At 70.2% G+C, this 12,088-nt stretch carries 13 protein-coding genes and 1 tRNA gene; 9 read left to right on the forward strand and 5 right to left on the reverse strand.

The genetic code is table 11. From position 1 onward, the window contains the following. The first annotated feature begins 37 nt into the window (after positions 1–37). A complete protein-coding gene (locus OF850_RS02675) occupies positions 38–1,102 on the forward strand; it encodes an isocitrate/isopropylmalate dehydrogenase family protein (RefSeq protein WP_301588144.1) in 1,065 nt (354 codons plus the stop codon). Here the strand turns inward: OF850_RS02675 and OF850_RS02680 are convergent. Together OF850_RS02680 and OF850_RS02685 are read right to left on the reverse strand one after the other, a co-directional pair. Further along, positions 1,099–1,830, reverse strand: a complete 732-nt coding sequence (locus tag OF850_RS02680) for an SGNH/GDSL hydrolase family protein (protein WP_301588145.1) — start codon at positions 1,828–1,830, stop codon at positions 1,099–1,101. The genes OF850_RS02675 and OF850_RS02680 overlap by 4 nt on opposite strands. A gap of 11 nt (positions 1,831–1,841) precedes the next feature. After that, complete coding sequence (locus OF850_RS02685; RefSeq protein WP_301588146.1) at positions 1,842–2,957, reverse strand: OpgC family protein; 1,116 nt, start codon at positions 2,955–2,957, stop codon at positions 1,842–1,844. A 39-nt stretch (positions 2,958–2,996) separates the two neighbouring features. On the opposite strand from OF850_RS02685, the gene OF850_RS02690 reads away from it, so the two are divergent. The 4 genes from OF850_RS02690 (at position 2,997) to OF850_RS02705 (ending at position 4,519) form a co-directional block, all read left to right on the forward strand. After that, positions 2,997–3,719: an SGNH/GDSL hydrolase family protein gene (locus OF850_RS02690; protein WP_301588147.1), complete on the forward strand. Its 723-nt coding sequence runs from the start codon at positions 2,997–2,999 to the stop codon at positions 3,717–3,719. Next, positions 3,716–4,039: an ETC complex I subunit gene (locus OF850_RS02695; RefSeq protein ID WP_301588149.1), complete on the forward strand. Its 324-nt coding sequence runs from the start codon at positions 3,716–3,718 to the stop codon at positions 4,037–4,039. The genes OF850_RS02690 and OF850_RS02695 overlap by 4 nt, the downstream gene beginning before the upstream one ends. A gap of 8 nt (positions 4,040–4,047) precedes the next feature. Next, a tRNA-Arg gene (locus OF850_RS02700) sits at positions 4,048–4,124 on the forward strand. A 104-nt stretch (positions 4,125–4,228) separates the two neighbouring features. Further along, positions 4,229–4,519: a hypothetical protein gene (locus OF850_RS02705; RefSeq protein WP_301588150.1), complete on the forward strand. Its 291-nt coding sequence runs from the start codon at positions 4,229–4,231 to the stop codon at positions 4,517–4,519. A 3-nt stretch (positions 4,520–4,522) separates the two neighbouring features. On the opposite strand, the gene OF850_RS02710 is transcribed toward OF850_RS02705, so the two are convergent. Beyond that, the gene (locus OF850_RS02710) at positions 4,523–6,133 is read right to left on the reverse strand and encodes a thiamine pyrophosphate-binding protein (protein ID WP_301588151.1); all 1,611 of its coding nucleotides are present in this window, start codon (positions 6,131–6,133) and stop codon (positions 4,523–4,525) included. 127 nt (positions 6,134–6,260) lie between these two features. Between OF850_RS02710 and OF850_RS02715 the strand changes: the two genes are divergently transcribed. The 3 genes from OF850_RS02715 to OF850_RS02725 are packed head-to-tail and all read left to right on the forward strand — an operon-like array spanning position 6,261 to position 9,398. After that, the gene (locus tag OF850_RS02715) at positions 6,261–7,736 is read left to right on the forward strand and encodes a circularly permuted type 2 ATP-grasp protein (RefSeq protein ID WP_301588152.1); all 1,476 of its coding nucleotides are present in this window, start codon (positions 6,261–6,263) and stop codon (positions 7,734–7,736) included. After that, positions 7,730–8,656, forward strand: coding sequence for an alpha-E domain-containing protein (locus OF850_RS02720; protein ID WP_301588153.1), 927 nt, complete (start codon positions 7,730–7,732; stop codon positions 8,654–8,656). Before OF850_RS02715 ends, OF850_RS02720 begins: the two co-directional genes overlap by 7 nt. 4 nt (positions 8,657–8,660) lie before the next feature. Further along, the gene (locus OF850_RS02725) at positions 8,661–9,398 is read left to right on the forward strand and encodes a proteasome-type protease (RefSeq protein WP_301588155.1); all 738 of its coding nucleotides are present in this window, start codon (positions 8,661–8,663) and stop codon (positions 9,396–9,398) included. Here the strand turns inward: OF850_RS02725 and OF850_RS02730 are convergent, their stop codons facing one another. Both OF850_RS02730 and OF850_RS02735 read right to left on the reverse strand, forming a co-directional pair. Further along, on the reverse strand, positions 9,399–10,376 hold the full coding sequence (locus OF850_RS02730; protein ID WP_301588156.1) for a Bug family tripartite tricarboxylate transporter substrate binding protein: 978 nt from the start codon (positions 10,374–10,376) through the stop codon (positions 9,399–9,401). A 78-nt stretch (positions 10,377–10,454) separates the two neighbouring features. Continuing rightward, complete coding sequence (locus tag OF850_RS02735; protein ID WP_301588157.1) at positions 10,455–11,264, reverse strand: aspartate dehydrogenase; 810 nt, start codon at positions 11,262–11,264, stop codon at positions 10,455–10,457. 144 nt (positions 11,265–11,408) lie between these two features. Here OF850_RS02735 and OF850_RS02740 point away from each other — a divergent pair, with 144 nt between their 5' ends. Next, positions 11,409–12,065, forward strand: a complete 657-nt coding sequence (locus OF850_RS02740; protein ID WP_301588158.1) for a hypothetical protein — start codon at positions 11,409–11,411, stop codon at positions 12,063–12,065. Positions 12,066–12,088 lie beyond the last annotated feature (23 nt).

The raw sequence follows: 12,088 nt of genomic DNA on the forward strand, positions 1-12,088 counted from the left end.
GAAAAGCTTAGGCTCACGACACTCGGAAGGGGAAGCTATGGGCGCGAATGCCGTGGAAGTCGCTGTCCTGCCGGGCGACGGGATCGGACCCGAGGTCACGGAAGCGACTCTCGCGGTGCTGGAGGCGGTGGCTAAGCGGCACGCGCTTGGGCTGCGCTTCACCTCGCATCGTGCCGGCGCCATGGCCTACCGCGATACTGGCACCGACCTGTCTGACGAGGTCTTCGAAGCCTGCCGCCGTGCAGACGCGATCCTGTTGGGCGCGATGGGCTGGCCCGGGATCCGTGCCGCCGATGGCACCGAACTGGCGCCGCAGATCACGCTGCGCCAGCGCCTCGGCCTTTATGCCGGCATCCGTCCGATCCGCGCGATTCCCGGCGTTCCGCTCGCCCTCGCCGACCCGCGGGCGGCGGAAATCGACCTGGTGATTCTGCGCGAAAGCACGGAGGGGCTGTTCTACAGCAAGGATCGCGGCACCGTGACGGAGGACTGGGCGGAGGAGACGCTTCGCCTCACCCGCCCGGTGACGGAGCGACTCGCGCGGCGAGCCTTCATCCTGGCTGGGCAGCGACGCCACCGCGTGACGCTGGTGGACAAGGCGAACGTGTTCCGCGCCTTCGCATGGATGCGCGACATCTTCACAACCATCGCCGCCGATCATCCGGATGTGCGGTTCGATGCGGCCTACGTGGACGCGATGGCGCTCGACCTGCTCCGCCGTCCCTGGGAATACGACCTGCTGCCGACGGAGAACATGTTCGGCGACATCCTGTCCGACCTTGGCGCGGGGCTGATCGGCGGCATGGGCTTCGCACCCTCGGCCGATGTCGGCGACGAATACGCGGTGTTCCAGCCAAGCCACGGCACGGCGCCCGACATCGCCGGGCGCGCCCTCGCCAACCCCACCGCCATGATCCTCTCGGCGGCGATGATGCTCGACTGGCTGGGCGAGGCGCCGATGCAGGAGGCCGCCGCTGAATTGCGGGAGGCCGTGGACCGCGCCTTCGCGGGTGGCCTCCGCACGCCGGATATCGGCGGCGCTCATGGCACGGCGGAAGCGGCGCGGCGGGTCATCGCCGCGCTGGGCGGGAAAGGCAGCTAGCGGAGCTGCGCCTCGCGCACACCGTCGACCACGGTCAAGGCGAGGGCGCGGGCGATGCAGTCGTTCAGGCGGTCGACCGCTGCGCGCCGCTCCCCGGCGGGGGTGCGCTCGATATCCAGGAAGCCCACATCCACCCAGCCCTCCATCAGCTCCCAGCGGCGGAACAGCGTGACGCCGGCGCCTGCCGCGGCGAGGCGCAGCTTGTCCCGGTAGGCTTCGACATTGGCGTTGGCGCGCAGGAAGCGGCTCCACTGCATCTCCATCAGGATCGCGTCGGCGCCGCGACGCCGGATGCGGTCCAGCCCGGCTTGCAGCGCCTCGCCCATTTCCTCCAGATCCGCCCCGCGCGCCGCCTCCACCGTCCCGGCCTGCCAGATGACCAGGGCGGGGGCGAGGCTCGTCGCTTCCGCGCGAAGGAGCGCGAGGTGATCCTGCACCGTCACGCCTCGCCCGCCGCGCACCGCGACCTCCACCGTATGGCCAGGGAAAGCCTCCGCCAGCAGGACCTGCAGGCGTGCGGGCCAGGACGTGTCGGGACCGCTTCCCCCTGGACCCGTCACGCTGGCCGAACCAAGCACCAGCACCCGCAGCGTCCTGCTTTCCAAAGCATGGGTGGTGACGGGCAGGGGTCGCGTGCCGGCGAGGAAGTCGGGCGGCAGGGCGCAGCGGGGGTCGGCCAGGGCCGGCCCGGCGAAAAGGAGCAGCAGGAGGAGGGCGCAAGCCCGCATGGCAGCTTACCTTATTGGGCGGGCGCCGGCGTGGGCAAGCGTTGTCCTTCGCGCTGCCAGTCCGACAGCACCGCCAGGGCGATCAGCGCCGCTAGGCAGAGCAGGTTCACCAGCCATTGCATGAGGAGCCCGTCCTCCGCCTCCAGCACCACCCGCGCGAGGAAGGACAGCAGGATCCCGAAGCAGAAGACCGGCAGTGAGTGCTGGCCCATGAGGACGAAGGGCCGCGCGACCCGGCCCCTGATCCAGGCGGCGTCGCGCGGCACCCCCATCACGACCAGCCAGCACAGCGCGAGGATGGCGAGCAGCCGCATCGGATGCAGGCTGGTCTTGTCCACGGAGGCCAGGAACTGAGCGAAGCCCGCCGGCAGCACCGCCATGACGGCGGGCATCCGCGCCTCGATCACCAACGCCACGGCGCAGCCGGTGAGGTAGGCGAGGGCCGCCGCGGTGAGGAGGCGTGAGCGGGGCGGCCAGGGCAGGGTGGGCCCACCCCGCGCCGCCTGGCCCAGGAAGAACCCCAGCACGAACAGCAATTGCCAGCCGAGCGGATTGAAGAACCAGCCCCCCTCGCGCCAGCGCGGGAAGTTCACGTCGAAACCCCGCGCCGCGGCCCAGATGGCGAAGGACAATCCCAGCAGCAGCAGCGGGTGCCGGCGCAGCGCGAGCATGGGCAGCAGCAGCAGGAGAAGCACGATGTAGAGCGGCAGGATGTCGAGGAAGGCAGGCTGGAAGCGCAGCAGCAGCGCCTCCAGCAGGGTACGGTATGGGGCCTCGGCGAAGGGGTCGAGGGCGAGTTCGTCCAGGTAGGTTCCTCGATCCAGCGCGGCGGCCGAAAACCCGACCTGCGCCGTGAAGACCACCAGCAGGAAGATGTGCGCCATGTAGAGCTTGCCGACCCGGCGCAGCGCCCGCGCCGAAGCCATGGCCCAGCCCTGGCGATCCGCCGCCCCGGCATAGGCGAAGGCCCCCGCATAGCCCGCGAGGAGCACGAAGGCCTCGGTCGCATCGGCGAAGGAGAAGTTCTTGAGGGTGAACTGGCTCAGGGCGTTGCCGGGCGTGTGGTTCACCACGATCATCCACAGGGCCAAGCCCCGGAAGAGATCGGCGCGCAGATCACGTTTCATCCTGTGGCCAAGTGCTCCTTCGGGCGCCATAATAATTGCATGCGGCGCTTCCTGCCCCTTCTTTTCCTGGGCCTCCTGAGCGGACCGGCCCTTGCGGCACCGTGCCCGCCCGCCGGAGTGCGGCTTCCGCCCATCCCCGCGCTGGCCGCGGCGCTGGAGCGCGGGTCGCTGACCATCGTCGCGCTCGGCTCCTCCTCCACCGAGGGGGCGGGGGCTTCGGCGGCCGGGCTGGGCTACCCCACCCTGCTGGAGGAAAGGCTGCGCGTCGCCTGGCCCGGGGTCACGGTGCGGGTCGTCAATGCCGGTCGCTCCGGCGAAACCTCCTCCGAGATGCTGGCGCGGATGGAGCGCGACGTGCTGGCCGAGCGGCCGGACCTCGTAATCTGGCAGGCCGGGGGCAACGAGGCGCTGCGCGGGCGCGAGGCGGGCGAGTTCGCCGCCGTGATGCGCGAGGGCCTCGACCGGCTACGGGAGGCCGGGGTCCCAGTGGTGCTGATGGACAACCAGGCCAGCCCGCGACTCGCCGCGCGCGGGCCGGTCTTCGACGCGGAGCTCGCCCGGCTGGGCGCGCCGGTGTTCCGTCGGTCCGCCGCCATGCGCGCCTGGGCGGAACGCGGCGAGGACGCGCTGATCGCCTCCGATGCGCTGCACCACAACGACCGCGGCTATGCCTGCCTGGCCGGGGAGTTGTCGGCCGCGCTGCGCGGCGCCGCAGGGGACGCTTGGCAGCGGCGCGCAATCGCCGCACAACGTCGTCCATGACCGAGATCGCTCCTCTCGCGCGCATCTTCATGCCGCCGCGCCCCGCCACCCAGTCGGGCAAGGGCCGCAGCGGGGAATGGGTGTTGCGCTTCGCCCCGACCGAGAAGCTGCGCCTCGACCCCCTGATGGGCTGGGCCGGCTCGGGCGACACGATGAAGCAGGTCTACCTGACCTTCCCGACCAAGGAAGCCGCCGTCGCGTATTGCGAGGCACGCGGCATCTCCTACGAGGTCGAGCCGGTTCCGGCCCCCGCGCCGATCAAGCCCAAGGTCTATGCGGATAATTTCCGCTATGGCCGGGCCGAGAACTGGTCCCACTGACCCGCTTCGCGCCCTTAGCTCAGTTGGATAGAGCAGGAGCCTTCTAAGCTTCAGGCCGGTGGTTCGAATCCACCAGGGCGCGCCAGATTGGCCCGCGACGCCGTGCGCGTGTGTCGCGTAGGCGGCTCGGCGCATCCCAAGGCGCCGTGAGCGAGTTGTGCAGGACACGGTTCGAGAGGATGCCTGCACATGCCATCCATTCCCGCCTTCCTGCTGCGCCAGGCTTCGGTCGGCTTCGGCCTTTCCACGATCTTCGTCGCGGCGATCCTGCTCGCGGACCCGGCCGGGCTGTCTGGCCTGCTGCTGCGCGCGGCCGAGCATCCTCTGCCCCTGGTGCTGCTCTGGGGCTTTTTCGGCATGACCTTCAGCGCCGTGCAGGTCGGGGCGGCCGTGATGCTGTCCGCTACGGACGCCCCGCAGGGTGGACGGCGCGTCCCCGTGCTGGTGCCCGTGCCGGTGCGCGTCCAGCGCCGACGCTGAGCGCTACCCGCGCAGCGCCTGGATCTGGCGGCCATAGCTGGAGGGATCGCAGCGCGCATCCACCAGGGCAGGGCCACCGGAGGCCAGGGCGGCGCGAAGGGCTTCGCTGAACTCCTCCTCCGAGAAGGCGCGCCACGCCTGCCCGCCGAAGCCGCGCATCACCTGGGCGAAATCCGCCTCCGGCCAATCCAGCGATCGGGACGGCAGGTCCCGCCCGCCCTTCTTGATGTCGATCAGCGACAGGGTCGCGTCGTTGAAGACCACCACGACCAGGCGGAGTCCCATCGCCGCCGCCGTCGCCAGTTCCCCGAGTGCCATCAGCAGGCCGCCATCTCCGGTCAGCGCCACGGCGCCGCGGGCCGGGTCGTGGATCGCGGCGCCGATCGCGGCCGGCAGGGCATGGCCCATGGTGGCGAGGCCGTTGGAGATCAGCAGGTCCCCCGGCCTTTCGGCCTGCCAGAAGGTCGTGGCGGGAAACATGTGCGCCCCCGCATCCACGGCGACGCGCGGGTCCGCGCCCACCTCGCGGCAAGCCGCCTGGGTGAGGCGCACGATGGCGGAGGGCGAGATGCCGCGATTGCCGCTACGCCCGTTTTCCAGCGCCGCGAGCCAAGTCTCCCGGTGGCGGGCGATGCCGGCTTCGTTCCAGTCCGAACGAGACGCACCGCTCGTGAGTGCCGTGACAGCTTCTTCCCAGGCGCCGGTCAATCGCAGCGCGGGGGCACGGTACTCCTGTGCCCGCACGGCATTGGCGAGATCGACGATCGGCGCGTCGAAGCGCCAGGTCTGCGGGATGAACTCGATCGGGTCGGCGCCCATCAGGAGGATCAGGTCGGCCTCGCGCAGGACCGGCGCCTCGGCCTCGCCGCCGGTGAAGACGCCGCCGAAGAGCGGATGCGCATCGGGCACCACCCCCTTTGCCTTGTAGGTCACGAGCACTGGGCAGCCGAGCGCCTCGGCCAGGGCACGCACGGCCTCGGTCCGGCCCGGCGCCGTCGCCTCCAGCCCTGCGATGATGGCTGGCCGCCGTGCCCCGGCGAGCTGGTGCCTTGCTTCCGCCACCCGAGACGCATCGGGCGGGTTCAGCCGGGGCGCCGTCCAGGCGGGAGGGGGCGGCGCATCGGCGCGCGCGTCCTCGCCGCTGAGCTCGACATAGGAAGGTCCGCGCGGCTCGGACAGGGCGGCGGCGAGCGCCTGTGCGGCGGCAGCCCCGGCCGGCAAATCCTGGCTCCGGCACTGTGTGCGGGTGACGGGCGCCATCATTGCCGCCTGGTCGAACAGCTGGTGCGTGGCGAAACGGGCTTCGGCCTTGCCGAAGCCATCGGCCACCAGCACCACCGGGGCGCGTTCCAGGCTGGCATCGGCGATACCGTTCGCGGCGTTGGAAACCCCCGGACCGCGCGTGACCAGCACGCCAACCGGGCGGTGGCTCAGCTCGGCCAAGGTGAGGGCCATGATGCCCGCGCCGCTTTCCGTGCGCGCGAGGTGGAAGGGAATCCCGCGCGCCTTCGCCGCGGCGATGAGGTCGAGCGAGGAGCCGCCGCCGGGCACGCCGAAGATCGCGGGCATGCCCGCTGCCGCGAATGCCGTCGCCACCGCTTCCGCTCCGTTCATCTTTCCAGTTCCTTTGCTGATTCGGCGGGCGATCGGACACCGCCAGGGCGAGAGGGGCAAGCCGTCGCGCTGGACACGGCTGGGGCGGCTTGGTGAAGTCAGGCAAAGCCGGGCGCAGGGAGCCGCGATGGGATCCGCATTCAACGAGATGGGCGAGGGGCCGGAACACAGCGCCGCCTATGCCGAGGTCGCGCGCTGGCTGGCGGCGACACCGCCCGAGGAACTGGCGGCGAAGCGCGCCGAGGCCGAGTACCTGTTCCGCAAGGTGGGCATCACCTTCGCCGTCTATGGAGAGGGCGGGGACCCGGAGCGGCTGATCCCCTTCGACATCATCCCGCGCGTCCTGGCCCGCGCCGAATGGGACCGGCTGGCGCAGGGGCTGTCGCAGCGCGTGCGCGCCCTCAACGCCTTCCTGGCGGACGTGTACGGCGCGAAGGAGATCCTGCGCGCCGGCCGCATCCCGGAAAGCCTCGTGCTGCGCAACGAGCAGTTCCGGCCGGAGATGGAGGGTTTCGCGCCACCCGGCGGCGTCTACACTCATATCGCGGGCATCGACCTCGTCCGCACCGGCCCGGACGATTTCTATGTGCTGGAGGATAATTGCCGCACCCCCTCCGGCGTCTCCTACATGCTGGAGAACCGGGAGGCGATGCTGCGCCTCTTCCCGCGCCTGTTCTCGCGCCACCGCATTGCGCCGGTCGGTCGCTATCCGGAGGAGCTGCTCGAAACGCTGAAGGCTGCGGCGCCGGAGCGCGCAGGGCCGGACCCGACCGTCGCCATCCTCACCCCCGGCCATTTCAACAGCGCCTATTACGAGCACTGCTTCCTCGCCGACGAGATGGGGGTGGAGGTCGTGGAAGGCGCCGATCTCTGCGTCGAGAACGATGTGGTCCACATGCGCACCACCGCGGGCCCGCGCCGCGTGGACGTGATCTATCGCCGCATCGACGACGACTACCTCGACCCGCGAGCCTTCCGCCCGGACTCCATGCTTGGCGTGCCCGGCCTCATGGCCGCCTACAAGGCGGGCAACGTGGCGCTGGCGAACGCGCCGGGCTGCGGCATTGCCGACGACAAGGCGATCTACCCCTACGTGCCCGAGATGATCCGCTTCTATCTCGGCGAGAAGCCGCGCCTCGCCAACGTTCCCACCTTTCTCTGCGAGCGGGAGGACGACCGCGCCCATGTCCTTTCCCGCCTGGACGAACTGGTGGTGAAGCTGGCGCAGGGGTCCGGCGGGTACGGGATGCTGATCGGGCCGCACGCCACAAGGGAGCAGCGCGAGGAATTCGCCGCGCGCATCCGCGCCAACCCGTCGCACTACATCGCGCAGCCGACGCTTGCGCTCTCCACCGTGCCGACGCTGTGCGGCGACGCAGTGGCTCCGCGCCACGTGGATCTTCGCCCCTTCGTGCTCTCGACTCGCGACCAGGTGCGGATCGTGCCTGGCGGGTTGACGCGCGTGGCGCTGCGCGAAGGGTCGCTGGTGGTGAACTCCTCGCAGGGTGGCGGCACCAAGGATACCTGGGTGCTGGAGGAGGAGGGCGGACCGCCCGCCCAGTCGCAATCCCAGACCCAGTCGCAGGGCTACATCTCGTGCTGAGCCGCACCGCAGATTCCCTGTTCTGGCTCGGGCGCTACACCGAGCGTGCGGCCAATGTTGCACGCGGCCTGAACGTCGCCTGGCGGCTCGACGGGCTCGGAACCGGGGAGGAATGGCACCGCATCCTCGTCGCCTCGGGCTGCGAGCCCGGCTTCATGGAGAAGCACGGGGAGGTGACGCCCGAGGCGGTCGTGGATTTCCTGGTGCGCGACCCGGACAATTCCTCGGGCATCCTGTCCTGCTTCGCCGCCGCGCGCTCCAATGCACGTCAGGTCCGGACGGCGCTCACCGTGGACATGTGGTCTGGGCTGAACGAAAGCTGGGCGCAGTTCCGCAATTCCAGCCCCGACGACTTCCAGGGTGAGCGGCTCCCGGAGTTCCTGGACCGCGTGCGGGAGCGGGTGCTGCTGTTCAACGGGGCCGCGCAGGACACGATGCTTCGCGGCGAGGCCTTTCTCTTCGTCCAGCTCGGCACGGCGCTGGAGCGCGCCGACAACACCGCGCGCATCCTGGACGTAAAGCACGACATGCTGACGCCGGGCAGCAACGGCACGGTGGAATTCGCCCAGTGGCAAGCCATCCTGCAATCCGTTTCCGCCCTGCGCGCCTATCATTGGATCTTTCGCGAGCGGCTGGTGCCGGCGCGCATCGCCGAACTCCTGATCCTGCGGCCCGAACTGCCGAGATCGCTCGTCGCCTGCCACTCGCGCGTGACCGAGGTGCTGGAGATGATCGCGGTCGGGCAGGGCGGGCGCCGCGGCGAGTGCCACCGCCTGTCCGGCGAGATCACCGCCTCCCTGCGCTATTGCAAACTTTCCGACATCCTCGAAGGCGGGCTGCACGAATGGCTGACCCGGATGATCGGCCGCACCGCCCAGCTTGGCGGCGCGATCGAGGATTTCTACATCCGGGGAGGATGAGGCCATGACCTATTGTGTCGGCCTGTGCGTGGACGAGGGCCTGGTGATGCTCTCCGACACCCGCACCAATGCGGGGCTCGACAACATCTCCTCCTTCTCGAAGATGTTCGTGGCGGAGGTGCCGGGCGAGCGCGCGCTGGTGATGATGACGGCGGGCAACCTCGCCGTCACGCAGACGGTGTGGAACCTGCTGCAACAGGGCGTCTGGCTCGGCGGTGCGCAGCACCAGCTGGATACGGTGCCCGACATGTTCCACGCGGCGCAACTCGTGGGCGCGGCCGTGCGACAGGTCAAGCAGATGGACGGGGCCGCGCTGCTCGCGCAGGGCATCTCCTTCGAATGCTCGATCCTGCTCGGCGGGCAGATCCTGGACGGACCGCCGCGGCTGTTCCTGGTCTACGCGGCTGGCAACTTCATCGAGGCGACGGAGGACACGCCCTTCCTCCAGATCGGCGAGCACAAATACGGCAAGCCGATCCTCGACCGCGTGCTGAACATGAAGACCTCGCTCAGCGAGGGCGTGGCGCTGACGCTCATCAGCATGGACAGCACCGTCCGCTCCAACCTGTCCGTCGGGCTGCCGCTCGATCTCGCGGTGATCCGGCGTGACGCGCTGCGGATTTCGTTCCGCAAGCGCATCACGGAGGAAGACCCGTACTACCGCGCCATTCGCGAAGGCTGGGCTGGCGCGCTGCGCGACGCCTATCTCAGCCTGCCGAGGCCGGACTTCCCGGTTGGCTGATCAACCAAGCGTGACCCCGGCAGTGCGGACGACTTCGCCCCACAGGCGCGAGTCGCGGGCGATCAGCGCGGCGAAATCCTCGGGCGAGCCGGGCAGCGGGTCAGCCCCCTGGTCGCGGAGCCGCGCGACGATCTCCGGCTGGGCGAGTGCGCGGGCGATGCCGGCATTGAGCAGCGTCACCACCGGCGCGGGCGTCCCGGCCGGGGCCAGCACCCCGAACCAGGACGTGACCTCGTAGTCGCGGAGCGTCGAGCCGATGGTCGGCACCCCCGGCAGGGACGCGACGGGGCGTGGCCCTGCGACGCCGAGGGCCCGCACCGCGCCGCTCTGGATATGCGGCAGGATGGTGGGCAGGTGGTCCACCATCATCAGCACGCGGCCGGAGACGAGATCCGTCATGGCCTGGGCGCTGCCGCGATACGGGACGTGGCTCAGCTCCACCCCGGCCCGCGCGCGGAACAGCTCCGCCGCGAGATGGGTAATGGAACCCTGGCCGGAGGAGGCGAAGGTGACCTGGCCCGGCTCCGCCCGCGCCTTTGCCACGAGCCCCGCCACGTCGGACACGCCGAGCGAGGGGTGCACGACGAGCGCCATCGGGACGGAGGCGATCGTGCCGACCGGCGCGAAGTCCTTGGCGGCATCATAGGCGAGGCGCGGATACAGGTGCGGCGTGATGGACTGCGTCGCGGTCGTGCCGAGCAGAAGCGTATGGCCATCGGGCGCGGCCTTCGCCACCGCCTCCGCGCCGATGGTGCCGCCTGCGCCGGTGCGGTTCTCGGCTACGAAGGACTGGCCGTGCTCTGCCTGCCAGGCCTGAGCTATGGCGCGGGCCAGGATGTCGGTGGCCCCGCCGGCCGCGAAGGGCACGATGACGCGGACGGGCCGTTGCGGCCACGCCGCCTGGGCGAGAGCATGGCGGGGCAGGGCAAGGCTGGCGGCGCCGCACAGGGCGACCCCCAGCGCGTGACGACGGCGCATGGCGTTTCCTCCGGGTGTCGGGGTCTTCATGCCCCGGCGCCGGAGGTTACGCGCAGCGGCGCCGCGCTTGCCACCCCCTCAACTTCCGACCTTGAGGGTGCTGACGAGACCGCGCAGGCAGGCCAGCAGCGACAGGGCGGTGATGCGGCCCGTCCGGGGGTTCTCGTCACTCGGCACGTTCTCGATCGTCATGGTGAGCCGGGCCGAATCGGCCTCGACGCGGATCGTGTGCGTGTTGCGGGTGACGCCGGGGTCGGCCCAGATCTCGACGGTGGTACGCTCGGGGCCGATGCCGGCCATGGCGAGTGCAGCGGCGACGTTGACGTTCGCCGGAAAGCCGGCAGCGGCATCGAAGGCATTGCCCGCGAAAACACGCTTCGCCTGCGCGATCGTGGTCACGTCGATGCCATTCCGCTCGAGATAGGGCGCCCCGGCGAGGCCGCGCGGCGGCTTGCGCGTCTCGATGGTCACGCTTTCCACCTCGCCCTCCGCCGCGGCGCGCACCGCGTCGAGGCCGAGCAGCGCGCCGGTCGGGACGATGATCCGTGCCCCCGTCTCCCGCGCACGCTCCACGAGATGCATGCGCGGCAGCAACTGACCGCAGGAGGAGGGGACGAAGACGCATCCTGCCTCGATGGCGGCGGTCGCCACCTCCTCGAAGACGGCAGCAGGTGCGCACTCCACGATGATGTCGCACTCGCGCGGGAGCTTCGCGATGTCGAGGATGAGGGGACGGTCTCTGAAGCCCTTCATGGCTTGGCGCGCCTTCTCGGCATCGCGCACGGCGACGGCGGCGAGCTTGAGGCCAGGCACACCTTCATCCAGTGCGCGCGCCAGCTTCAGCCCGATGGCGCCCAGTCCGACGATGCCAACCGTATAGCTTTCCATGCCTCTCTCCCGCGCCTCGACCGCGTGGGGTTAGCACAGCGTTCGACCAAGTCCACCCGCGTTGAAACCATGGAAGGGCATGAGGTGTTTGCCAGGGTGATTACGTCCTAGTGAAGGTTTCATTACGTGGCTGCAGCAAATTTGATGGGCCGGGTCCGGCACCGGATCTCGACCCTGCCACCGCGGCGGCCCCTGTGCGTCGTGGCCTTTGCCCTGGCGCCGCTCGCCCTGGCCCTGCTGGTCGGCCCGCTGCGCTTCGATGCCGAACTCCTGTTCCGCGACCCTGCGGCGAGCACCGGTAGCCCACCTTATCTGGGCTTCTTTTCCAATCTCGGGATCCTTGCCTGGTGCGTGGCGGGGACTTCATCCCTGCTCGCAGCGCTGACGCTTCCGCCATCCCGCGCCCGCGCAGCGCTCGGCGCGGGGGGCTTGCTGGCAGCCGCGCTCACCCTCGACGACATGTTCCTGCTGCATGAGTCGGTGCTGCCCTTCTTCGGCGTTCCGGAGAACCTCGTGCTCGCCTGCTACGCGGCCTCCGCCATCACCTATCTTTGGGTCTTCCGCGACGTCCATCGGTTGATGGACTGGCCCCTCCTGCTCGCGTCGCTCACCTTGCTTGGCAGCAGCGTGGTGCTCGACGTGCTGGCCGGCGACATGGAGTGGCTCATCCTCGAGGACGGGACCAAGTTCGCCGGAATCTGTGCGTGGTGCGCGTATCACCTGCTGGCCGCGCGCTACTGGCTGCGCCGCGCCCTCGGCACTGACCGGGTGGCGCACCGTGCGACGGGGATCACGCCCTGAGGGACAGGGCGGGGCACTCCATT

The organism is Sabulicella glaciei (assembly GCF_026183895.1).
GTDB classification, from domain to species: domain Bacteria; phylum Pseudomonadota; class Alphaproteobacteria; order Acetobacterales; family Acetobacteraceae; genus Roseococcus; species Roseococcus glaciei.

What these genes read in the sequence shown, in the direction of transcription:
- OF850_RS02710 (WP_301588151.1), bottom strand. Translation starts at nt 6,133, where the DNA reads ATGAACGGAGCGGAAGCGGTGGCGACGGCATTCGCGGCAGCGGGCATG.
- OF850_RS02725 (WP_301588155.1), top strand. Translation starts at nt 8,661, where the DNA reads ATGACCTATTGTGTCGGCCTGTGCGTGGACGAGGGCCTGGTGATGCTC.
- OF850_RS02685 (WP_301588146.1), bottom strand. Translation starts at nt 2,957, where the DNA reads ATGAAACGTGATCTGCGCGCCGATCTCTTCCGGGGCTTGGCCCTGTGG.
- OF850_RS02680 (WP_301588145.1), bottom strand. Translation starts at nt 1,830, where the DNA reads ATGCGGGCTTGCGCCCTCCTCCTGCTGCTCCTTTTCGCCGGGCCGGCC.
- OF850_RS02695 (WP_301588149.1), top strand. Translation starts at nt 3,716, where the DNA reads ATGACCGAGATCGCTCCTCTCGCGCGCATCTTCATGCCGCCGCGCCCC.
- OF850_RS02675 (WP_301588144.1), top strand. Translation starts at nt 38, where the DNA reads ATGGGCGCGAATGCCGTGGAAGTCGCTGTCCTGCCGGGCGACGGGATC.
- OF850_RS02705 (WP_301588150.1), top strand. Translation starts at nt 4,229, where the DNA reads ATGCCATCCATTCCCGCCTTCCTGCTGCGCCAGGCTTCGGTCGGCTTC.
- OF850_RS02730 (WP_301588156.1), bottom strand. Translation starts at nt 10,376, where the DNA reads ATGCGCCGTCGTCACGCGCTGGGGGTCGCCCTGTGCGGCGCCGCCAGC.
- OF850_RS02740 (WP_301588158.1), top strand. Translation starts at nt 11,409, where the DNA reads ATGGGCCGGGTCCGGCACCGGATCTCGACCCTGCCACCGCGGCGGCCC.
- OF850_RS02735 (WP_301588157.1), bottom strand. Translation starts at nt 11,264, where the DNA reads ATGGAAAGCTATACGGTTGGCATCGTCGGACTGGGCGCCATCGGGCTG.
- OF850_RS02690 (WP_301588147.1), top strand. Translation starts at nt 2,997, where the DNA reads ATGCGGCGCTTCCTGCCCCTTCTTTTCCTGGGCCTCCTGAGCGGACCG.
- OF850_RS02715 (WP_301588152.1), top strand. Translation starts at nt 6,261, where the DNA reads ATGGGATCCGCATTCAACGAGATGGGCGAGGGGCCGGAACACAGCGCC.